Origin of the sequence: Arenibacter hampyeongensis (genome assembly GCF_002909255.1) — a bacterium.
Classification (GTDB): Bacteria; Bacteroidota; Bacteroidia; order Flavobacteriales; family Flavobacteriaceae; genus Arenibacter; species Arenibacter hampyeongensis.
Map to the genome: position 1 here is coordinate 1160073 of NZ_PIOB01000001.1, position 23391 is coordinate 1183463.

A 23391-nucleotide genomic window follows, 5' to 3' on the forward strand; every position below is an offset into this window, starting at 1 on the left:
TCTGAACTTCCTTTCTTTATATTTGCGGCCTATCAATAAAAAGAAAATTTATGATATTGAGTAACGCATATTTTGATGGAACTGTAAAATCCCTAGGATACACTTCAGCTACTGGAAAGTCTACCATTGGGGTAATGGAACCAGGAGAGTATGAATTTGGAACCTCTGCCAAGGAAACCATGATAGTCGTTGAAGGCGAATTAATAGCCCTATTGCCAGGTGAATCCGAATGGAAATCGTTTAAGGCTGGCACTTCTTTTAAAGTCGGAGCCAATACATCTTTTAAAGTAAAATCAGTAGGACAAACATCCTATTTGTGTCAATACGCTTAAGGGAGATTTTCTGATCTTAGGGCATTAAGCTTTAAAACCAGGAATAATTTCTGTTTTCTTATGACCATTTTGATTAATGGCGAACGGAGTTGAGTTTTAGTTTATTGTAGGTTTTATTGGGCTACATAATCTGGTTAAATTCCAATTTTTCGCCATCCAGTCCCCTTATTGCAAAATATTTACAACCTTTGTCCCAGAAATTTAGGAATACGGGTTTCTCTTCTACCATTGTAAAGCCCGCTTCCTTTAGTTCGCGAAAGGCTTTTTCAACATCGTCCACATCGAAGGCAATATGGTCCACATGGCCATCCTTGCGCGATTTTAATTCCAATAGGTCGTTTTTGGTAACCTGGTATAGCTCAATAATTACTCCCTTTTGTTCCATCATGGCCACGAGTATGGTGTCGTTTTCCTCAGGAACATCTACATGGGAATCCATGACCCTCTTAAAACCAAGGGACTTGTAAAATTCCAATGAATCCTTTAAGTTGGAAACCGGTAGTCCAAGGTGCTGAAGTCCGTTGAAGTTGTCCTGGAGAAAGATTTTGCTTGGGCTCATAAATATGGATTTGATTCTTTTATTGTAAGATAACAATTTAATTTCATTGCTATTGTGTTCAAAAAATAGGGCTTGAACTTTTTAAGGAGTAGGCTGCGAATTCTTCTTAATTGTGAAGTTAAATCCATTTCCAATAATTCCCAATATTTTGTAAGATGGAAGATTTTCAGATGTGCCAGGTCTAATGCCTATTTCAAAACTTTTGGAGTAGGCTATTTCTTATAATCCGATTTAATGATTTCTTTAATCCCTTCCAAATAAGGGGTGGTTTTAAAATCGAAATGACTATTGAATTTGTCCGAGTTGAAGACATAATCCCTGTCATATTGATACATCATTTCCGGCATTTCCCTCATAATCGGCATAAAAAGGCCAAGTAGCTTTACCATTAATCTGCTGGCAACCTGTATTCTAGGTTTTACACCCATTTCTCTAGCAATGGCCTCTATCCATTCCTTGCCTGTATACGGGTTTTTCGCTGTTGGTAAATGCCATATCTGATTGTACGCTTTTGCTGAATTGCCAAGCAAGGCGGTTGCCCTGCCGGCATCTGGAGTATAAGTAAAGGAATGTTCAAAATTTACGGAGGATAGCCAATTTGCTTTTTTTCCACTACTTAACGGTTTAAAAACCATCTCTGTCAACATGCTCGAACTTTTAATATTTGGGCCATAAAAATCTGCAGAACGGGCGATTAAGGCTTCAAGTTGTCCCTCTTTGACTTTATTCATGATCATGCCGGCTACCTCCGAACGTATTGCGCCTTTCTTGCTTGGAGGATCAATGGGTGTTTTCTCATTCATACCATTTAAATAATTGGGGTCGTACATGTATATATTGTCAAAAAACACCAATTTGCAGTTGTACTCAATGCAGGCATCAAGTACATTTTTTATGAATTTTGGCCAGTTATTTTGCCATACCAAAAGATTATAGGGAAAACCAAGGGTGACATATGCAATACTCGAGCCTTGGATTGCTTCAAAAACCTTCGTTCTAGCTGTAAGGTCAGCGGAAAAAAGTTGATCTGTTTCATTTATCTTTTGCGGATTTCTACTTACCAACCTAATATCGGTAGTATACTCTTTTAAAGCCTTGGCGAGTTCAATGCCAATTGCCCCGCCAGAACCCAATATCGTTTGCATAGCTGTTTCTTTTGTTGATTAATTAGATATTTCAGATCTTGTCTTTGTTGTTATAGGTTGTAATAGAGGTGCAAAAGTTACAGTGATTGCAAGCCAATATTTTTCCACTATCAAAATATCCTTTTTAAAATTAAGAAAATTCCTTATTCTTTAGTGGTTTTATAAAGTTTTAATCGGCATATATGCAAGGCTTTAAATCAGTATTTTAGGTTTAGTACTATGTCAAATATAAAATCGTAATTTAGGCCTACCACTATATCTCACAGAACCATTATATTAATTTTGAAGTCCCTAATGAATTTTAAGAAGAAATCCATTTTAACCTTATTTTCCATTGTCATTACGGCCTCTGCTATTGGGCAATCCAGGACAGTAGCTACGAATCGTATTTTAAGTGCCAATGATTTTCAATTTCTGGAAATACTTACAGCAACAATAATTGATAGTTCCCGTATTTATCCTGGACAGAAGGTTGCTGACCAAATGGGGAACAACAATACGGGTATGACACTTGTAAAGCCGGGAGGCAGGGGCAGTTATCCTGCTTTTTGGATACGTGATTATGCCATGTCTTTGGAATCTGGATTTATTACGAAGGAGGAACAAAGAAATATGTTGATGTTGACGGCTTCTGCCCAAGCCGATAGAACATGGATTACCAAAAATGGGTCCTTGATTCCTTTTGGTGCTATTGCCGATCATATTCGTATGGACGATAGCTTACCAATCTACTTTCCTGGGACTTATAGTTTCGAGGAACAGGGAACTCCACAATTTGGCAGGACTCCGCCCTATGGCGATCAGTTTTTCTTTGTTCAAATGGCCCATTATTATATAAAAAGTTCAGCAGACTTATCCATTTTGGAACGGGAAATAAATGGCACCAGGCTTATAGATCGACTTGAAATTGCGTTCCATGTGCCTCCATCGAGATTGGATAATCATATTGTTACTACCACGGACCATTTTAGGGGTATCGATTTTGGTTTTAGGGATGTAATGACCATTACAGGAGATCTTTGCTATCCGTCCATATTAAAATTTAGGGCAGCCTTGGATCTTGCCGACTTGTTTGAAAAACTGAACAACACAACTAAAGCGGAAAAATACAATTCGATAGCCCAAAAAATCAAGGAGGCTTTACCGTTGGTGTTTTTGGATGAAAGAGGTATGCTTAAGGCTTCGAATGGAAAAGGTAGTCAGGCGGATGTTTGGTCAACTGCCTTAGCGATTTATTACGATATTTTAAATAAGGAAAATACGGATAGAACAAGCCGCTTCTTGTCCAAGGCCTACGAAAATGGCCATTTATCCTATAAAGGCAATATTAGGCACATTTTAACCACGGATGATTTTAACGGGTCTACAGCCTGGGAATTTTCATTGGCGCAGAAAAATACATACCAGAACGGGGCATATTGGGGAACACCAACGGGATGGGTGTGCTATGCCATAGCCAAGACCAATTATAAACTTTCGCAGAAATTGGCCAAAGAATTCGTAGATGATCTGCGTGAAAACGATTTTAGAAAAGGGTTGGAATATGGAGCTCCCTTTGAATGTTTTCATCCTTCCGGACACACACAAAACCCATTGTATATGACCACAGTAAGTTGTCCCTTGGCTGCGTTTAGGGCAATTGTTGAACATTGATAGTGCCTAAATGTTTTTCCTCTCTTTAGGAATTGTAGCCCTGTTTATTGATGTTGGATAGTACTAAATAATATTGAGGTATTTCAATCTGAGCTGTACCTCTGAATCTTCAGCAACCGTTTTGGCTAGTTTATCCAACTTAATATCAAATTTATAGTTGTAATTGCCAGAATTCATGAGCACGATCGAATTTAAAATTAAAAGCGCCTCACTTGGTTTTTCCGACTCGTACAGGGAATTTGTCATTATTGCCGAAGGGTCCAATTTCTTTACAATACCTAGAAATTCGGCAGCGCGTACCCTGTTAATTAGCTCTGTGTCCTGGGAGGCCATTTCCCTGATATGGGATTCCATTCCATTGGCTTGCTGCCCGAAAGTACTACAAGCGATAATTGCCCAATATCTTTCCCGTGGGTCGGATGATTTTAGGGCAGTTGTAAGGGAATTCTTGGCATCATCAAAATGCTGTAGGTTTAAATCGGCAATCTCGATATATTTTTGAATTTCGTTACTGTGAATTTTTCCGAATTCCACAGGATTTTCGAATGCCTTCTCAATCAGGAAGTGTTCGGGATAGAAAGATAGATCAGGCATTCCTTTTACCCAGCTAGCGAGTTTTTCTCGCATATTGATAAGTGTAGAGCTATACGCTGGATCATCTGCCAAGTTCTTTGTTTCATAGGGATCCGCATCAATATCAAAAAGCATTTCTGGGGCACGTTTTTCGAAAAAAACGGATTGCACCTCATTGAGTTTTCCATCGTGGTACAAGGTCTGCCATTCCTGATAGGCCAATTGCTTGTAACGATAGTTGTTCATTAATCCGTCATAATTAAATGGCTGATAGCTCCTAATGTATTTATACTTTCCTTTTCGTACGGCCCGTACCACATCATATTTTTCATCAAATCTATCGGCATAACTATAGGTCTCGTCACGGGAATTTAATTCCTCGATCTCTATATCCTTGCCTAAAAATGCTGTTCCATCTATTTCTTTAGGGATATCAATTCCGGCGAGATTTAACACGGTTGGTGCCAAATCTATAAAACTCACAAAACCATTTATAGTGCTACCAATCTTATCTCTTACCAGATGTCTATAATTTTTGGGAACATGGACCACCATTGGCACATGCAATCCGGTTTCATACAGATATCCCTTGCTTCCCGGCAAAACGCCACCATGATCGCCGAAGTAAAAAATGAAGGTGTCATCCAGGCGACCCTCTTCTTTAAGTTCCTTTATAATTTCCCCGACCTGACGGTCCATTTCCCTGATTTTATCGCGGTATAGAGCATTGGTGTATTTAAATAATTGGGTATTGGGATGATTGGGTTGAATCTTAAAAGAGTTTATATCTGTTTCAGTAGGATTGGACTCCATGTCCTGAGCAGTAAAGTGCATACTGGATTCATGGGAAACCCCAATGTTAAAGACATGGAAAAATGGCTGTTTTTCAGACCTGTTTTTCCAACTGGCCTTCTTTGAAGATTCGTCCCAAACATCATCACTTTTTATTATATTGTAATCTTCCTTGCTATTATTGGTGGTGTAATAACCGGCCCGTCTTAAATAGGCAGGAAACATTTTGAGTGAATCGGGCATGGGGACAACGGCCATCTTTCTATGAAATTGGGCCCCAATACGTGGTCCGTAGCAACCGGATATTATTGCCGAACGGGCAACACTACAGACGGGGGCATTGGAAAATGCACGATTAAAGATCAAACCTTCTTTGGCTAGCGATTCAATATTCGGGGTAGGAATTCCATTGTCATCAAAAAGCTTTTGGTAGTGCTTGGAATTGTCCTCGGAGGTAATCCATACAATATTAGGGGGCAACTCCTCTTTTTGTTTTGTTTGGCAACTAATTATAGTAATGGCACATAGAAGGATGGCGCAAGTATTGAAAATTAGGCTATGATTAATTTTAACCATTGTATATGTTTTGAATTTATGGGCCAATATTTGGCACATGTCTGTTGTTAACAGTTCCCAATATAGTAAATCTTCTATATCCTTAGGACCTAATTAGCAATTTTAGAGTCCTTGTATGCAGTACTTTTATTTTTGGAAATTATAAGCAAAAAAATATTTAAAACCTTGAAAATAAGCACTTTAATGCCATAAACTTTTTTCGTTTAGTATGTTAAAAAGGCGTAATTGTTTGGTGGTATTCACATCCCGAAGGTTTTGACTCTTAATTATACCCATAAAACCCTTATTTTTATTGAAATAGATGTTAAGTATACCTGTACTTAATTCGAAGGAATAATAATTACTAATTATGAAAAGCAAAAGAGCCCAAATTGTTTCAACCATCCTTTTATCGTTATTGTTTTTATCCACCTATTCATTAATTGCCCAAGAGCATCTTGATGTTGACCATCAAAAGAAAATGCATGAGCGCAATGCCATGGGAGACGGAGCAACATTGAAGGTTTTACTTTTTTCAGGTACTGGTTGGTTCCGACATCCTGACATCCCCATCGTAAATGGATGGATCGTACGGTTGGGTGCCGAACACAATATGCAGGTAGATGTAAGTGAAACTGGAAACGATATTTCAAAGGAAAAACTGAGCTATTATGATGTATTACTGTTCAACAATGCAAACGTCCTGGATAAAGTATTTAATGAAGACCAGCGCAAAGCCATAGAGGAATGGTATAGAGCAGGGGGAGCAATTGTTGGTTTACATGCATTGTTGGTGCATCAGGAAAATTGGCCTTGGATAATGGAATTGGGAGGTTGTGATTTTAATAGTGATTCTGAGTTTCTAAAGGCTAAACTTGTGGTTGATCCCATGGCAATGGATCATCCTGCCGTTAAGGGGATGGGAAAAGAGTTTTGGTATGAAGCAGATTGGACCAATCACACCAAGTCTGTTACAGGCTTGCCAGGTGTACAGGTATTAATCAGGGTAGACGAATCAACATACCAGCCAGTAAGAGAATATTTCCAGACTAGAGGTGGCGTAGCAATGGGAAAGGATCATCCCATAGCCTGGACCAGGGTTTGGGGTGGAGGAAGATTCTTCTATACAGAATTGGGTCATGACATTCGCTCATTGAATACGGATTTTGGAAGACAACATCTAATAGAAGGCATAAAATGGGTAGTGAAAAAGGAATGATAGGACATTTACCTTTAAATGATCTAAATCTGAAAATTAGTAATTCTATAAACCACAATTAAAGATGGCGAAATCTATTTGTACAAATAGTATATATAGACTTTTTTGGGTTTTGAGTATTCTATTTTTGGGTTCATGCTATGACTCATCAGATACTGAAATAAGTTTCAATAGGGATGTTCGCCCTATCCTAAATAGCAAATGTTTAAGATGTCACGGAGGAGTTAAAGCCAACGGGGAGTTTAGTTTATTATTTGAAGAAGACGCTTTTAATAAAACTCAATCTGGTAAACCCGCCATTGTCCGTGGGAATCATGAAAAAAGTGAACTATATAGGAGATTGGTGTCCAAAAATCCTGAGATTAGGATGCCATATGAGTCTCCAGAACTCTCCCAGAAGGAAATCGAAATCTTGGCGAAGTGGATCGATCAGGGTGCAAAATGGGAAAAACACTGGGCGTATATTCCTCCTAAGGAAGACATCATACCACCTGTGGTAGCCGATAGCGGTTGGGTCAAGAATCCAATAGATCAGTTTATATTTTACAAGTTAAAGGAGAAGGGATTGTCTCCCTCTACAAAGGCGGATAATAATACCCTAATGAGAAGACTTTATTTGGACCTTACGGGATTACCACCGACCGTTGAAGAGGCCAAGGCTTTTTTGGAAGATAATTCTACCGAGGCTTACGAAAATTTGGTAGATCAATTACTGGCGTCTTCCCATTTCGGGGAAAGATGGGCCAGTATGTGGTTGGATCTGGCACGTTATGCGGATTCCAAGGGGTTTGAAAAGGATACCAACAGGGAAATTTGGAAATTTCGGGATTGGGTAATAGCGGCCTTTAATAAGGATATGCCCTTTGATCAATTTTCCATTGAACAATTGGCGGGAGATCTACTGCCAGAACCAACGGAGGAACAGTTGATTGCAACCGCCTTTCATAGAAATACCCTTGCCAACGATGAAGGAGGAACCGATAATGAAGAATTTAGAGTGGCTTCTGTTGTGGAAAGGGTAGCAACTACCTACGAAGTCTGGCAAGGAACCACAATGGCCTGTGTTCAATGTCACAGTCACCCATATGACCCTTTTAGGCACAAGGAGTTTTATGAATCCATGGCTTTCTTTAATAATGCGGCCGATGACGATTCTTATTATGAAAAACCTAAACTTTTCACCTATTCCAAGGAGAACAAAAAAGAAGTGGAAAAGCTTTTGGAGTACATTAATGGGCGTTTGCTCCCTAGTGACGGACAAATAACAAAGTCACGTTTTTTATACGACCAAAAAGGGGCCTTGTTAACGCATCTGGGATATCGCTTCACGGAAGCTGAAGCATTTGATAAGACCAGTCCGTTTATAGAGTTGGACGGGGGTTTGAATTTTTTATGGCAGATTCAAGATAGTTCATGGGCCAGCTACAATGATGTTGATTTGAAGAAAGTTAATAAGATGGGCTTTGTGGTGTCGGCTTCGCTGAAATATGCAGGTGATATTTCCATTCATTTGGATTCCCTTAATGGAAGAAAAATTGGAGAAGTACGCATCAGTAGCACCGAAGGTTCCAAGCTTGTGGAAAACGGATTGAAACTTAAAGAGTTTAGTACCAATATACCCGATATTACAGACGAGCACGATATTTTTTTGCAGTTCCATAAAGGCGAGATTTATGTGCCCCATCTTTTCTATTTGGATAAGATCTTCTATTATGAAAAGGAACCTCTAAAGGATAATTTCGACAAGGAATTTAAGCAAAAATTGGAGGAACTTGCCCAGATTCCAACTACAAGTACTCCCATAATCCAAGAATTACAAAAAGATAAGGCTCGTAAAACCAATGTTTTTGATCGGGGAAGCTGGCTAAATTTAGGAGAAGAAGTACAAGTAGGTATTCCGAATATTTACGCTTTGGACGAATCCAAGGAGCCTAGCAATAGGTTGGAATTTGCGAAGTGGATGGTAAGTGATGAAAATCCTCTTTCCGCCCGTGTCGTGGTAAATCGTTTTTGGGAGCAAATCTTTGGAAGGGGTTTGGTGGAATCCATGGAGGAATTTGGTTCACAGGGCAAAAACCCAAGCCACCCGGAGTTGTTGGATTGGATGGCAGTGAAATTAATGAAGGAATACAATTGGAAGATAAAGCCTTTGTTGCGCGACTTTGTCCTTTCGGCTACCTATCAACAATCATCGATTGTGGGCGACGATCTATTAGAACTGGATCCCAATAATAACTGGTTATCGAGAGGATCCCGTAAACGTCTTTCAGCGGAGCAGATTCGGGATGAAATTTTGTTGGTCAGCGGTTTGTTGAATAAAACGATCGGGGGACCAAGTGTCATAAATTCGGATGTTGAAATTGCTGGCGGATGGAACACCCTTCCGGATTATGTCATAAAAGGTGATGAAGCTTTGTATAGACGTTCGTTGTATACATTTTGGAAACGTGTAAACCCACCTATGAACATGATCGTATTCGATAGCCCGGATAGGTCAGCTTGTGTTTCAAGTCGGGTACTGACCAACACGCCCTTACAGGCCCTTAGTCTACTTAACGACAAAACTTTCTTTGAGGCATCGCAATTGTTGGCCAAACAAATGTTTGAGGCTGATAATCAAATGGAGAATCAAATAAAATTTGGATATTTTAAGGTGATGGGAAAAAATATTGATAAGGACAAATTGATGCAATTGACCCAGCTCTATAAAGAGGCACTATCACATTATGAAAATAACACGGCTCATTTGGAATTTCCAGATGTGGCCTTGCAGTATTCAGGAAAAAATAAGCCAATGTTGGCGGCACTGACCATGGTGGCCAATGTATTCCTAAATCTGGATGAATTTATAGTAAAAGGATAATATATTAGTATGGATATTTTCAATGAGGCACATTACCGTGAGAGCGAATATAATACCCGGAGGCACTTTTTAAAAAATTGTATTTCCGGTATGGGGGCCTTAACTCTTGGTTCTATGTTGGGCGGAGATTTGTTTGCCAACAATTTGCCCCGACCAATGGCAGGACATGATATCCCACATTTTTTACCCAAGGCAAAGCATGTTATCTATTTGCACATGGCTGGGGCACCATCGCAATTGGAGCTTTTTGATCATAAACCAGTTCTAAATAAATTAAACGGACAGGATTGTCCTCCATCCTTACTGGAAGGCAAACGATTTGCGTTTATTAGGGGCACTCCTAAAATGCTTGGCTCGCAGGCCACTTTTAAACAGTACGGAGAATCCCGAACTTGGATATCCAATTATTTGCCAAAATTTGCCAGCGTAGTCGATGAAATTAGTTTTCTAAAGGCAGTTTCCACGGAAGAATTTAATCATGCCCCGGCCCAGTTTTTAATGCAGACGGGATCACCAAGACAAGGTAGGCCTTCCTTGGGAAGTTGGGCAACTTACGGGCTCGGCTCGTCCAATGAAAATCTGCCCGGTTTTATTGTTTTACTTTCCGGAGGGGTTGTCACTGGGGGAAAACGTCTTTGGGGAAGTGGTTTTTTACCTACCGTTTATCAAGGTGTACAATGTCAGTCGAAAGGGCCGGCAGTAAGGAATCTACAAAACCCTAAAGGTGTGGATGCTACCTTGAGAAAACAAACTGTTGAAGTTATAAATAAAATAAACGAACAGGAGTATCAAGAATCCCGTGATCCTGAAATTCTAACGCGAATGTCACAATATGAGTTGGCCTTTAAAATGCAAACTTCAGTACCTGGTGTTATGAGTATTGATGATGAACCAGATTACATTAAAAATCTATATGGTGCAACTCCTGGGGAAGGTTCCTTTGCTAATAATTGCCTTCTAGCGAGAAGGTTGGTTGAAAATGGGGTGCGGTTTGTTCAGCTTTATGATGAAGGTTGGGATACACATGGGGTAAGTCCTGGTAGTGGGGTAGATGTTGGCCTAAAGGATAAATGTAGTCGTATTGATCAAGGCATGACAGCACTTCTTACGGATTTAAAGCAAAGAGGGCTTTTGGAAGAAACGCTAATTGTTTGGGGAGGAGAGTTTGGACGAACCCCAATGATGGAAGCAAGGTCGGGCCAAGGTTTTTTTGGGCGAGATCATCACGGGGAAGCCTTTACCATGTGGATGGCCGGTGGAGGAATTAAAAAGGGATTTACTTTTGGAGAAACGGATGAAATAGGTTATTCGGGAATTCTGGGTAAGGTTCATGTACATGATATACAGGCCACAATTCTGAACCAATTGGGATTGGATCACGAAAGACTTACCTTCCATTTTCAAGGAAGGGACTTTAGACTAACGGATGTAAGCGGCAACGTAATAAAGGATATTTTAACACAGCAGTATTGAATATGGAAATAGATTTATTTTTAGGGCGATTTCACCCATTATTGGTGCACTTACCTATAGGTTTTATTGTATTGACAGTGGTTATTGAAATAATTGGCCTGTTTAAGAATGATAAGAAGATTTACGATCGTATTGTTCAATACTCGCTGATAGCGGTAATGGTGTCCGGCCTTATTACCATTGCCACGGGACTTTTACTCTCTCAAGGAGGGGACTATGCTGCGGATACCCTTTGGCAACATAAGTGGCTTGGGATCGGAGTAGTGGTATTTTCCGCCTTGGCCTACGTACTTAAAATAAAAATCCGCACCTATAATAACAAGCACTCTATTTTTATCTCGTCCGTATTAATAATCCTTGTTGGCTTAACCGGGCATCAAGGTGGTGTACTTACCCATGGTCAAGATTACCTTCTGGCCTATGCGCCTGATGCATTAAAGAAGCTCGCAGGAATGGATGTGGTAGACTCAAACAAAGGAATCCAACATAAGAATCAGGACTCTGTGCTTATTTATCGGGATATTATTCAACCTATGTTCGAACAAAAATGTACCACCTGCCATAATAATGAGAAACAAAAGGGGGGCCTTGATCTTACGGCGTATAGACATTTATTTATCGAGACGGAAAGTGGATATCCAATTGTACAAAGCGTTCTAGAGGAAAGTGAACTATTTAAGCGTATCAGCTTACCATTGGACAATAAAAAATTTATGCCCACCAAGGGAAAACCTTTGAGTTATAGTGAAATTAAAATTCTTGATTATTGGATAAATATGGGAGCGGATAGTCTGGCAGTCTTTGACCATAAAAATATGACGCCAGAATTATTGCAGCTAATGATCCGGGATTATAATTTGGACTATAACCCTAAACCCTATATAGAAACTATTGTAGTTGAAGAGATTGGGGAACAAAAAGTAGGTATTTTGATCGAAAATGGATTTTCTGTTGACAGGTTGGGAGAAGATAACTTTTTATTTGATGTAAGTTATGACAGGGCGACCATAGGAGAGGAACAGATTAGTTTATTGAAAGAAATAGGTGATAATATTACCACTTTGAACCTTTCCAATTGCGGTTTAACAAATGAGTTGCTTGCCCAGTTGCCCGAGTTAAAAAATTTAACTAAAATTGATTTACATTCAAATCCAATTTCTGATGATGCTATCCAGCAATTGCATAGATACAAGCACCTTGAAGTAATTAATCTTTATGATACGGAGGTTTCCAATGACGGTTTAAAATTATTATTGGATATAGACTCCTTGAGAAGGTTGTATTTGTGGAAAACCAAGGTAACCCAGGAGATGGTAGATGAAAGTAGTAATACGGCCAATGTAATAATTGATCTTGGGGGTGCCATCTAAACCGTATAACCAAGGGATAAGCAGAACTTTGAAGCTTACCCAGCTTCACTGGTTTTTTCTATTTTGAGATAGAGTGCCATTATTTTGCCCTAATGATTTTCAAAAGGTGCATAAGGCACAAATATTTGAAGTTTATCCTTAAACCGTTTATATTTAATGATTCTCTTTAAAAGGAGTTTTATCAATTCAAGCAAACTATATGAAAGCATTACCATTATTTACACTATTTACACTATGCCTTTTGTTGTTTCACAGCTGTGCAGAGAAGGAGGACAAAAAACCTAAGAAACCCAACATCCTGTTCATCATGTCCGATGACCATGCCTATCAGGCCATAAGTTCATATAGTGACCACCTAATTCAGACCCCAAATATTGATCGTTTGGCCAAGGAAGGAATTCTGTTCAGAAATGCCAGTGTCACCAATTCTATCTGTGCCCCGTCCAGGGCCACTATTCTCACAGGGAAGCACACCCACATTAACGGAAAAATTGATAACCACAATCCATTTGATACCACTCAGGTTACTTTTCCTCAACTATTTCAGAAAGCGGGGTACCAAACTGCGATGTTCGGGAAGTTACACTTTGGAAACAATCCCAAGGGAGTGGACGAATTTATGATCCTGCCGGGACAGGGGCATTATATTAATCCGGATTTTATCACCCAGAAAGGAGATACTACCATTACAGGGTATGTAACCGATATTATTACGGATATGAGCCTTGAATGGTTGGATAAAAAAAGAGACCCCAATAAGCCATTTCTTTTAATGTACCTGCATAAGGCGCCCCATAGACCTTGGTGGCCAAGAGCAGATAAATTTATGGAGTATACCCAAAAAACCTTTCCCTTGCCAGAGACCCTTTTTGACGATTATAAAAATAGGGGCACTGCGGCCAAAACGGCCGAGATGAATTTATTGTACCATATGCAGTATAGCCATGATAGCAAGATTTGGCCCGAAACTTTGGAAACCATGGGAGGCGTAGAACCATTTGTGGAAGGTTCCCAGGCAGACGTTTATAACGAATTCAATCGTGGAAATGAAAAACAAAGGCAAGAATACAAGCCTATTATAGATGCCATTAATCTAGATTTTAAGGAAAAGTGGCCCTCCATGACCGACAAGGAAAAAATGACCTGGAAATACCAACGGTATATGCAGGATTATTTGGGTAGTATTTCTTCCGTGGATGATAATGTAGGAAGAGTATTGGATTATTTGGATGACAACGGCCTGGCAGAAAATACCATAGTGGTCTACACTTCGGACCAAGGGTTTTATTTAGGGGAACACGGTTGGTTCGACAAGCGTTTTATTTATGATGAATCGTTTAAAACGCCCTTGTTGATTCGCTGGCCCAATGAAATTAAACCAGGAACCACTGAGGAAGAAATGGTGCAGAACCTCGATTTTGCCCAGACATTTTTGGAGGCGGCACAAATAGAGGCCCCTGCTGATATGCAGGGTGAAAGCCTAATGCCATTGTTAAAGGGGCAAAGCGACCAATGGAAAAGGGAGGCGGTTTATTACCACTATTATGAGTATCCCAGTGTGCATATGGTAAAACGTCACTATGGCATTGTTACCAAGGAGTACAAATTGGCACATTTTTATTATGATGTGGATGAATGGGAATTATACGACCGTAAAAAAGACCCCAGGGAGATGAACAATGTATATGATGATCCAGCCTATGCAGAGGTTGTAAAGGAACTAAGGGAAAAACTGGCCCAACTACGGACAAAATACAAGGATTCCAAGGAACTGGATGATAAGTACATTGAACAATCCAAGAAGTACTAGAGGGTTCCATTTAATGAAATGGTTATTAAAAAATTAGCGGGTATTATATCCCGCTTTTTTTGTCAAATTATTATAAGGTGGCGAGGGAAAAGAAGAAGTATTTTATTTCTTCTGATAAGCCTAACGTGGAAATCTATAACAATCAGATTTTTTAATTGGTATAGGATAATGAATCCAAAGTTTGTCATTTTGATTTTTCTATAGAGATAAAAGGTGGGAGTCACTTCGACAGAGTCCCTTTTTTGGGACGACGAGAAGTCGCACAAGTTGGGTTTTGGCGAAGGCTATTTACTTTTCGGGTTTCGAGAATTTGTGTACGCAATTGATGTTTTGGTTGCGCTACTTGTGTGATTTCTCCCTCCGGTCGAAATGACTGAGGAGGTCACTTCGAAATGAGTTGTTTTTTTTTGCAACGATTAAGAAGTAGCACAAGCTGGGTTTTTGATTTTTGGCATCTTTAATTTATTTTTATGGATGAATGGGTTCCTCCCGTGTAAACCTAAGTAACTTTTTTAAGCTGCTAGTGTAATTTGCATATGCTGAAACTTGGATTTCTCGTCGCTCATACTTCGCTCTGTCGAAATGACCTATTCTATTATAATTTGTATGACCGTATGGGATCTTAGAATATTGGGTTTATGCATTCAAAATTTTCTCTGGCGTAATCGGCAGATCATTCACCCGTTTTCCGCAAGCCTTAAAGATGGCATTGGCAATTGCCGCAGCGGTTGGAGGCATAGGCACTTCTCCCACACCCTTGGCATCCTCCTCAGGGCGATTGATAATGGCAACCTCCACTTCAGGTATTTGTGAAAATCGTAGAATGGGGTATTTTAACCAGTCTGTACTAGTTATTTCCTTCGTATTGAAGGTCACCTGCTCCTTTAGGGTCCAGCTGGCCGCCTGGATCATGCCTCCTTCAACTTGATTGGTAATCCCATCCATATTGATCACTTCGCCTACATCTACTGCCGCCCACATTTTAATAAGTTCAATATTGCCCATGACCTTATTTACGGCAACTTTGGCAGCCATAGCAATATAGGCGTCCGTATTCTTATACCTCATAAAGGCATAGCCAACACCTTGATCATCGGCTATATTTTGGGAAGCGGTTAGTTCTTTCACCTTCTGGATGACGGCAACGGCCCTTTCGTCTTCCAAATGATTTAGACGGAAATCCAAGGGGTCTTGTCCAGCCTTTTCGGCCAAGGCATCCATAAATGATTCTATGGCAAATATATTGGTGAAAGACCCCAAACTGCGCAATGAGGAAACACGAAATGGCCCTTTGTAGTAATGGGCATTAACCTTCATGTTGGGAATGTTGTAGTAAGGATCGGCGTTTCTATGGCCTCCTCCCAAGTACCCTCTCGAGTTCATTTCGAAAGGCGTTTCCAAATGTCGTGCTGCCAATACCGTCCCAGCATCCTTATTGGGACGTTGGCTATGGGAGTCCGTCCACACCTCGGCCTTCCAATAATTTATTCTATTATTTTCATCCAAGCTGGCTTCCAATTCGGCAATCATAGCCGGACCGTAGGGGTCCCACGCATGTTCATCATGTCTGGACCATTGCACCCGAACATGTATATTGGGGTGTTCCAATGCCATAAGGGCGGCGTCGGTTGCAGCATCATCAGCCGTGCTATGACCAAAACAACCTGCCCCCGGAACAGCTATAATATGTATTTTATCGGCCTCCATAGACAACATGGCCGCCAATGCCTCCCGCAAAGGATATATACCCTGACTATGGGACCAGATGTGCAATACTTCACCATCAAACATGGCCAACCCACATGCCGGGCCTAAAGAAGCGTGCTTTATATAAGGTTTGGTATATCTCGCTTTAATAGTTTTTACATCTTTAATCGCTAACTCCACATTACCTTCATTCCTAATCGTTTCGGGATCATCGGAAATCCCTTTGATATGTGTAAACAGATTTTTTGGTTCCGGAAAAGGTGTCGAAGTAGTCCATTCAGAGTGGTTCTTAAGGTATTGTTCTGCTTTAATTGCTTGATGTTCCCTTTCGGTAATTACACCCACAAAACTTCCTTTTATTACTGTTTTAATGACCCCTGGAACTTCCGCTTTTAAGCCATTCCCATCAAGAGTAATCAGTTTTGATTCATATCCAGGTGGTCTTACCACCCTGGCATGTACCATGCCGGGAAAGCGCAAATCTTGAATATAGCCCCCCTGCCCTCGAACCATTTCTCCTATATCAGTTCTTGGTATCGCTTTTCCAACGTAGCGGTGTTCAGCCTTGTTTTTAATGGGTACGGGAATGCTCACTTCCCTTTTTATTTGTTCACCTTCGAGGATTTCGGCAAAAGTGAGGGATTTGTTGCTCAGTTTCGATTTAACAACGCCATTGAATAGAAGCAGGTCGGCAATGGGAGTATTTAGTTTTTTACGCGCCAACTCCAGTAATTCCTGTCTTGCGGTAGCCGCTGCAAAACGTACGGACATAGCACTGTATTGAATGGAAGCACTGGCGCCGGTATAGCCTTCATTTGGCGTTAGCCCGGTCTCTGCCAAATGCACTTGAACTTTGTTCAAATCCATATCCAATTCTTCTGCCGCAACTTGCTGGATGGCGGTGCGTATTCCCTGTCCCAATTCTACTTTTCCCGATAATACCCTAATTCTTCCATCTTCCAATATTTCCAACCAGGCGTTAACGGTATTGGTACGTCCTATACTGCCCGGAAGTTTGCCGTCATAAGTAACACGGGAAGCTATGGTAGGGTCTTCCGCACCTATGCAAGCCCCAAGGAGTGAGAACCCTACACTGATATAACCCATGTTTTTGATAAATTTTCTTCTGGATTGAAGGGGTAGCGCTGTCATAGTGTAGGTATGGTTTAGAGGCTTTTGGCCGCGGTTTTAACAGCCTTGATTATTCTGGTATGGCTTCCACAACGGCATAGGTTGCCTTGCAGGGCATTTTTAATTTCCGCATCATCTGGACTAGGGTTTTTGTTTAGCAGGCTTATAGTAGCCATCACCATCCCATTGAGGCAATAACCGCACTGGGCGGCTTGCTCCTGTACAAATGCCTGCTGAACGGGATGAAGATTTCCGTCATCACTTACAAGACCTTCCATGGTGGTTATTTCAGCTTCCCCAATAGACGATACCGGTAGCATACAACTGGTAGTAGCACTGCCATTTACCAACACTGTACAGCTTCCGCATTGAGCAAGGCCACACCCATACGTAGGTCCGTTCAGTTCCAGATAATCCCTCAAAACATAGAGTAAGGGGGTATCGGATTCTGTCTCGATCCTTTTTTGGGAGCCATTGATGTTGAGGTGGTAGGTTGGCATGCTAACAAGTTTAGCTTCTAAGATAATGAATTGCTTTTCTAAAACAAATGCAGGGGCAGTTCTAGTAGGCAGGAATTAGCGGATTGGTGAATTTTTAGCCAAACATTGGAAATTGTCCCTACAATTATAATACAGGAACGTTTTTATTGAAAATCTGGAATCAGAGGATTGTTATGCACTAATGCCTAATACTTTAAAATCAAGGGTTTAAGCAAAAAAATGTTTAATTTTAATTTAATTAATTTAATATCCAATAATTTTTGATATTACGGAGTATTTATGAAATTCTATGGGAAAACTACACGTTTATATTATCTTGGTTTTTGTGATTTTGTATTTTCAATCGGTTGCCGGGCAGTCCTTGGAAATAAGCGAAAATGGAAGGCACATTGTAAAGGCCGATGGCACGCCTTTTTTCTATTTGGGCGATACGGCTTGGGAGCTATTCCACAGACTGGACATTAAGGAGGCGGACTATTATCTTAAAAATCGTGCTGATAAGGGTTTTACCGTTATTCAAGCAGTTGTTTTGTCTGAACTGAACGGTATAACCGACCCCAATGCCAATGGTGACCTGCCTTTATTTAACAAGGACCCTAAAAGACCCAATGAGGCTTATTTTAAACATGTGGATGCCATAGTGGATAAGGCCAGTTCGCTGGGGCTGGTCATTGGAATGCTTCCCACATGGGGTAGTTATTGGAGTTCCCTGAGTGAAAAGGATATTATTTTTAACCCTGAAAGTGCCAAGGAATTTGGATTGTTTTTAGGGAAAAGATATAAGGGAAAGCCTATTATTTGGATCTTAGGTGGGGATCGGAATATTAGAACGGACAATGATAGGAAAATCGTGGAAGCAATGGCAGAGGGAATTAGGCAGGGGTGTAATGGACAACAGCTTATCACCTTCCATCCCAGGGGTCCTGGAATGTCTTCGGAATATTTTCATGATGCCGAATGGCTGGATTTTAATATGTATCAATCCTCACACGGTCAACATGGGCATGACAACGGACTTTATGCAGAGCATGATTATGCCCTAGAGACCACAAAACCAACCTTAGACGGGGAACCGAGATATGAAGGCATACCGGTGGGGTTTTATTTTAAAGGGACCGACCCTATGGATCGTTTTGACGATTACGATGTTAGGCAGGCTGCCTATTGGTCTGTTTTTTCCGGGGCTTGCGGACATACCTATGGGAACAATAATATTTGGCAGATGTACACACCCGATCATAGGCCAATTATTGGGGCCACAATACCTTGGAAAGATGCCTTGGATCATCCTGGGGCATATCAAATGAAACATCTTAGAACCTTAATGGAGGCGCGTTCCTTTTCCAAATTGGCACCTAAACCGGAGATGATCATGAATAGTATGGAAAAAAATGGCGAACCCGTTAGGGCAGTATTGGCCTCTGATTCATCTTTTGCGATGATCTATTCGCCCAGAGGAAAGGCCTTTGCTGTTGACAAAGGAATGGTTTCGGGATCAAATAAAAAGGCCATTTGGTACGACCCAAGATATGGAGTGTCATATCATTTGAGCACCTCGGACACGGATGGTATCCAGACCTATAAGCCTCCCACTTCGGGAAGAGGTCAGGATTGGATCCTCATCTTGGAAAACGCTGACCTTAATTTATCCATGCCAGGTTTCCATTGATGCTTGGTGAAGTTTATTGGGAGTCCCTGGAATTTACCAAGGAGAACAGATGATGGTGTAGTTTTTTAGATTGAGAGTTAAGGGTCTTTTACCTTCCATTTATTAGTGTTGTCGGCTAGACCGTTAGCCTAGAAATGATCGTCACTTTTGATTCTGAAATAAAAAATGTACGGTTGCCACAATCTGGTGCTTAGTCATTCGCTCAGGATTTCAAAGGCACGGATAATGTAGCTATCCACTGTTTTTATTCAGATGTTGCGGTATTCTGAGATTTCGGTACAGGTAAGACCTTCCTTAACATCCACTACTGTTAGCAACCTTACTTTGTCGACTACGGCCGGCTCAGGCCTAATAAGCAGCCTAAGAAACCATGGTCACGCTAAGTTTGAGGGTTTATTGCATCAATGTCCAATTTCACAAGAGCATCCCGAATGGGTTTCTCCATGCCAGTCAAAAGCAGGGGCATAGTCGTTCATTTCCCAATAAAAGGCGCTTCTAGGTTTCTCATAATTTCCAACCTCGTTCATGGTTGCCGTATCGTATAATCTACCGTTGATCATGGTATATCTTACCGAGTTGGAATTTCGAATATTTTCAAGGGGATTTTCGTCCAAAACTATCAGATCTGCCAACATTCCTACTTTTAAGGAGCCGAGCTGATCGTCCATCCCTAAATAATCTGCCCCATTTATGGTCGCTGCTTTTAAGGCCTCCATATTTGTCATTCCGCCCTGCGCCAGCATCCAAAGCTCCCAATGCGCCCCAAGACCTTGTATTTGGCCATGTGCACCCAAATTTACCTTTATGCCTGCGTCCGACAATTTTTTGGCATTTTTGGAGACAAGGATATGACCGTTTTCATATTCTTCTAGGGGGGCCATAGTACGGTGTCTGGACCGGGAGTCTATGACACCTCTTGGTGTATATTTTAAGAGTTTTTCATCTTCCCAAACGTTGGTGGTTTGGTACCAGTAGTATTCTCCGTTCAATCCACCGTAATTAACGATCAAGGTAGGGGTGTACCCAGTTTGGCTAGCGGCCCACAATTGTACAACGTCCTTATGCAAATTGGCGACCGAGATATTGTGCTCTATTCCGGTATGTCCGTCCAAAATCATGGACATATTATGAAAGAATGTGGAGCCCCCTTCAGGCACAACCTGAATTTCATTTTCATGTGCGGCCTTTATAATTTGCTGCCTTTGATCTCTTCTAGGTTGGTTATAACTTTTTACTGAAAAAGCTCCGAACGCTTTGGTTCTTAAAATGGCCGAACGCGCATCCTCCAAATTGTTTACGGTAGCCTTAAAATCACCATCCGCTCCATATAAAATAGCACCAGTCGAAAAAATCCTGGGACCCACCATATTTCCTGTGCGTACCATTTCAGATTGTGAGAACACCATCTCGGTGTTTGCCGATGGATCATGTGTTGTAGTGACACCATAGGCTAGATTTGTGTAATATTGCCAGTGTTTTTGAGGGCTTAGGCCAAATCTAAAATGCCCAAGGTGTGCGTGTACATCTATTAAACCGGGCATAATGGTTTTGCCACTAACATCAATAATTTTGGCATCTGCAGGTATGCTGACAGTGTTCTTGGAACCAATGCCCGTTATTTTATTATCCTTGATGAGAATGGTACCATTTTCCAATACTTCATCATCATTCATGGTAATGATCCTTGCTCCTGTAAAAGCAATAGTGCCCTTAGGTTTGTCCGACGCAAGGCTGAGGTTTATTTTAATGCCCAAGGTATCCATCTTAGGAATGGAATCCGGTGCACCTTCCAAAAATAAAAACCTTTGGTTAATGGGCGTATTAAAATAGGCATCTCCAAGGGTCCAATTGAGTTTGCTGCTATTGGCGGACCAATGCAAATTAATTCCTGCATCACGTGCTACTTGGGCCACGGGGACATTGGTCGCTTTTCCGTCCAATTCAATCGTGTTCCCTGTCATTGGCAATGCTGCGATGTAGACCTTATATAAATTGGTAAACGCTATCCAATTATCATCCGGACTTGGAATCATTCTTTGCGCATATTTGGATTTTACCAATTCTCGAGCCTCCTTACCTTCGAGGTTTACGGATTTCAGGGTTTTGGTCAGCTCTCCAAAAAGATATCCACCGGTTTGGTAATAGATCCTGCTTGCATCCTTATTGAACGCCGGAAATTCACCTTCTTTTATGACCAATTTTTTGTTGGATTTCGAACCTGATTTTTTGAAATTACTTACTTCCAACAAATAAATTCCGGGTTCTTTTGTATTTACATAACCCTGATGCCCGTTGCCTGCTTCTTCCCGATACACAATGAGGTTGATATCTTTAGGCGAAAAAGAAGGCTCTCTGTATATGGCTTTTTCTTCGGTTATCTGTATAGGTTTGCTTTTGGGAGAAGTTAAATCAAGCCTTTGTATAGCTCCCATTTTTTCATCGTTCCAAGTAACATAAACCAGGTATTTGCCGTCTTTGGAAAAGGTAGGTTCAAATTCAAGGTCTGTTCCAGAAGTGAGACGCATCGCTGTGCCATTTGGAAGCGACTTTTTCCATAAGTATCCAGCGGCATTGAAAACCAAAGTTTTACCATCGGGAGAAGTTACAGCGTTCCGAATTGCTTTTGGATTAAAGGTATCCGGGGCTGCATTGTTTTTAAATTTTAAGGCGTTTACGATTTTATGGTTGGCGGTTGCTTCAAAAGGTATGTCGGTAACCTGAAGGGAATTAACATCAATTTTTTGGATTTTTCCTTGTGCCCAGATAATGATTGATCTATCATCGGGGGTAAAATTGAACCCAGTGTAGGGTCCAAAGACAGCCCAGGTTTCCTGTTGGTCTTTACTCAGTTGATCGTTTATTGGCCATTCTTTTCCAGATTTAAGATCATGAAGGTAGAGTACAGTTTTCTCCCTTACCCTTTTCACAAAGGCCATTAGCTTGCCATCATGGGAAATTACGGGGCGTATTGCCCCTCCGGAGCCACCTGTTACCATTTCGGTTTCCCCATCCTCCAAGTTATATCTATTTATGACATATATCTGGCTGTTCGGGTCTTTGTTGTATTGAAAAGCACCACCCGGATATATGTCTTCACTGTAGTATACATATTTACCATCAGGGGACGCCCAAGGTTCCCCAACATCTTGTTGGTCATTTTTCTTTTTGGTAAGTTGAATGCCCTTGCCGCCAGATTTGTGGTACATCCAAATTTCGCCTGCTCCTAGTGAACGCGTTGAGGTAAAATGTTTTTTGCAAAAAATATAGTTTCCATCAACGGACCATACGGCATTATTTACCAACCTAAAATCTTCCTTGGTAATTTGTTTCGCTTCAGTACCATCCGTATTCATGATCCATATATTATCTCCCCCGCCGGCATCACTGGTAAAGCTTATACTCTTGCCATCCGGGCTATATCTTGGTTGTACTTCAAACGCATGTCCCTCCCGTATCAAGGTAGCGGTGCCCCCGGTGATGGGCATGGTGTAAATATCGCCCAGCATGTCAAAAACAATTTGGGTACCTTCAGGACTTACATCCAGACTCATCCAGGAACCTTCGTCCGAAGTGATGGACACATTTTTAAATGATAGAGCGGGGTTGGACACATCCCATTTGTCTTTCTTGGTTTCTTCTTTATCCTGTGAATGGGAGGTTTGGCAAACTAGTAATAAAAGGGCGAATAGGATACTATTTTTCATGGGAGGTAGTTCTTGTAAAATAATGTTCTGAGATTAGGTTGATAATAAAAATTTAAAGATAGCACTTTGAATTACATTGCCATATGCCAATGCGGCTCTGATCTTGTGGAGGGGAAAGTTTGAATAGGTACTCCGAGGTTGGAGATTTAGTGAAAAATGTTCCTGAATATTGGAATCCTTTTCATTTTAGCCATAACTAAATTACAGCATCCCCTTTGGTGAAAAATTGCTCTTTTGTTTATATTGGCTGGCAAAATATATGATGGAGTGTGGCCAGTTATTGGCTTGATTCAAAATTTAACACCCCAATTATTCCAATAAGAGGTGGGTTACTAT

Annotated in this window: 14 protein-coding genes; 8 read left to right on the forward strand and 6 right to left on the reverse strand. The window is 40.8% G+C overall.

All coding sequences use genetic code 11. The annotated features are described in order from the left end of the window. Positions 1 to 50 precede the first annotated feature (50 nt). The gene (gene ppnP, locus CWD91_RS04650; protein WP_103439742.1) at positions 51 to 332 is read left to right on the forward strand and encodes a pyrimidine/purine nucleoside phosphorylase; all 282 of its coding nucleotides are present in this window, start codon (positions 51 to 53) and stop codon (positions 330 to 332) included. Between the two features lie 121 nt (positions 333 to 453). Here the strand turns inward: ppnP and CWD91_RS04655 are convergent, their stop codons facing one another. Next, a complete protein-coding gene (locus CWD91_RS04655; protein ID WP_103439743.1) occupies positions 454 to 891 on the reverse strand; it encodes a VOC family protein in 438 nt (145 codons plus the stop codon). Between the two features lie 212 nt (positions 892 to 1103). Continuing rightward, on the reverse strand, positions 1104 to 2036 hold the full coding sequence (locus tag CWD91_RS04660; protein WP_103439744.1) for an NAD-dependent epimerase/dehydratase family protein: 933 nt from the start codon (positions 2034 to 2036) through the stop codon (positions 1104 to 1106). A gap of 294 nt (positions 2037 to 2330) precedes the next feature. On the opposite strand from CWD91_RS04660, the gene CWD91_RS04665 reads away from it, so the two are divergent. Then, complete coding sequence (locus tag CWD91_RS04665) at positions 2331 to 3689, forward strand: glucosidase family protein (RefSeq protein ID WP_103439745.1); 1359 nt, start codon at positions 2331 to 2333, stop codon at positions 3687 to 3689. A 63-nt stretch (positions 3690 to 3752) separates the two neighbouring features. On the opposite strand, the gene CWD91_RS04670 is transcribed toward CWD91_RS04665, so the two are convergent. Further along, positions 3753 to 5630 (reverse strand): sulfatase family protein, encoded by a 1878-nt coding sequence (locus CWD91_RS04670; RefSeq protein WP_239985648.1) that lies wholly within the window; start codon positions 5628 to 5630, stop codon positions 3753 to 3755. A gap of 349 nt (positions 5631 to 5979) precedes the next feature. Between CWD91_RS04670 and CWD91_RS04680 the strand changes: the two genes are divergently transcribed. The 5 genes from CWD91_RS04680 to CWD91_RS04700 all read left to right on the forward strand — a co-directional run bounded on the left by CWD91_RS04680 (position 5980) and on the right by CWD91_RS04700 (position 14344). Further along, positions 5980 to 6828 carry a ThuA domain-containing protein gene (locus CWD91_RS04680; protein ID WP_103439747.1) on the forward strand — a complete coding sequence of 283 codons (849 nt, stop codon included), beginning with the start codon at positions 5980 to 5982 and terminating at the stop codon, positions 6826 to 6828. A 64-nt stretch (positions 6829 to 6892) separates the two neighbouring features. Then, positions 6893 to 9691: a DUF1553 domain-containing protein gene (locus tag CWD91_RS04685; RefSeq protein ID WP_103439748.1), complete on the forward strand. Its 2799-nt coding sequence runs from the start codon at positions 6893 to 6895 to the stop codon at positions 9689 to 9691. A gap of 9 nt (positions 9692 to 9700) precedes the next feature. Further along, complete coding sequence (locus tag CWD91_RS04690) at positions 9701 to 11164, forward strand: DUF1501 domain-containing protein (RefSeq protein ID WP_103439749.1); 1464 nt, start codon at positions 9701 to 9703, stop codon at positions 11162 to 11164. A gap of 2 nt (positions 11165 to 11166) precedes the next feature. Further along, positions 11167 to 12534 carry a DUF2231 domain-containing protein gene (locus tag CWD91_RS04695; protein ID WP_103439750.1) on the forward strand — a complete coding sequence of 456 codons (1368 nt, stop codon included), beginning with the start codon at positions 11167 to 11169 and terminating at the stop codon, positions 12532 to 12534. Positions 12535 to 12733: 199 nt separating this feature from the next. After that, positions 12734 to 14344, forward strand: coding sequence for a sulfatase family protein (locus tag CWD91_RS04700; RefSeq protein ID WP_103439751.1), 1611 nt, complete (start codon positions 12734 to 12736; stop codon positions 14342 to 14344). 636 nt (positions 14345 to 14980) lie between these two features. Here CWD91_RS04700 and CWD91_RS04705 read toward each other — a convergent pair. After that, the gene (locus CWD91_RS04705) at positions 14981 to 17203 is read right to left on the reverse strand and encodes a xanthine dehydrogenase family protein molybdopterin-binding subunit (protein ID WP_103439752.1); all 2223 of its coding nucleotides are present in this window, start codon (positions 17201 to 17203) and stop codon (positions 14981 to 14983) included. 14 nt (positions 17204 to 17217) lie between these two features. Then, on the reverse strand, positions 17218 to 17682 hold the full coding sequence (locus CWD91_RS04710) for a (2Fe-2S)-binding protein (protein WP_103439753.1): 465 nt from the start codon (positions 17680 to 17682) through the stop codon (positions 17218 to 17220). 289 nt (positions 17683 to 17971) lie between these two features. Between CWD91_RS04710 and CWD91_RS04715 the strand changes: the two genes are divergently transcribed. After that, positions 17972 to 19351, forward strand: coding sequence for a glycoside hydrolase family 140 protein (locus CWD91_RS04715; RefSeq protein ID WP_103439754.1), 1380 nt, complete (start codon positions 17972 to 17974; stop codon positions 19349 to 19351). A gap of 401 nt (positions 19352 to 19752) precedes the next feature. Here the strand turns inward: CWD91_RS04715 and CWD91_RS04720 are convergent, their stop codons facing one another. Next, entirely contained in the window at positions 19753 to 23055 is a 3303-nt protein-coding gene (locus CWD91_RS04720) for an amidohydrolase family protein (RefSeq protein ID WP_103439755.1), read from the reverse strand. Between the last annotated feature and the right edge of the window lie 336 nt (positions 23056 to 23391).

Coding starts and splice junctions, on each gene's coding strand:
- CWD91_RS04685 (WP_103439748.1), top strand. CDS start 6,893: ATGGCGAAATCTATTTGTACAAATAGTATATATAGACTTTTTTGGGTT.
- CWD91_RS04710 (WP_103439753.1), bottom strand. CDS start 17,682: ATGCCAACCTACCACCTCAACATCAATGGCTCCCAAAAAAGGATCGAG.
- CWD91_RS04655 (WP_103439743.1), bottom strand. CDS start 891: ATGAGCCCAAGCAAAATCTTTCTCCAGGACAACTTCAACGGACTTCAG.
- CWD91_RS04680 (WP_103439747.1), top strand. CDS start 5,980: ATGAAAAGCAAAAGAGCCCAAATTGTTTCAACCATCCTTTTATCGTTA.
- CWD91_RS04670 (WP_239985648.1), bottom strand. CDS start 5,630: ATGGTTAAAATTAATCATAGCCTAATTTTCAATACTTGCGCCATCCTT.
- CWD91_RS04690 (WP_103439749.1), top strand. CDS start 9,701: ATGGATATTTTCAATGAGGCACATTACCGTGAGAGCGAATATAATACC.
- CWD91_RS04715 (WP_103439754.1), top strand. CDS start 17,972: ATGGGAAAACTACACGTTTATATTATCTTGGTTTTTGTGATTTTGTAT.
- CWD91_RS04665 (WP_103439745.1), top strand. CDS start 2,331: ATGAATTTTAAGAAGAAATCCATTTTAACCTTATTTTCCATTGTCATT.
- CWD91_RS04700 (WP_103439751.1), top strand. CDS start 12,734: ATGAAAGCATTACCATTATTTACACTATTTACACTATGCCTTTTGTTG.
- ppnP (WP_103439742.1), top strand. CDS start 51: ATGATATTGAGTAACGCATATTTTGATGGAACTGTAAAATCCCTAGGA.
- CWD91_RS04705 (WP_103439752.1), bottom strand. CDS start 17,203: ATGACAGCGCTACCCCTTCAATCCAGAAGAAAATTTATCAAAAACATG.
- CWD91_RS04695 (WP_103439750.1), top strand. CDS start 11,167: ATGGAAATAGATTTATTTTTAGGGCGATTTCACCCATTATTGGTGCAC.
- CWD91_RS04720 (WP_103439755.1), bottom strand. CDS start 23,055: ATGAAAAATAGTATCCTATTCGCCCTTTTATTACTAGTTTGCCAAACC.
- CWD91_RS04660 (WP_103439744.1), bottom strand. CDS start 2,036: ATGCAAACGATATTGGGTTCTGGCGGGGCAATTGGCATTGAACTCGCC.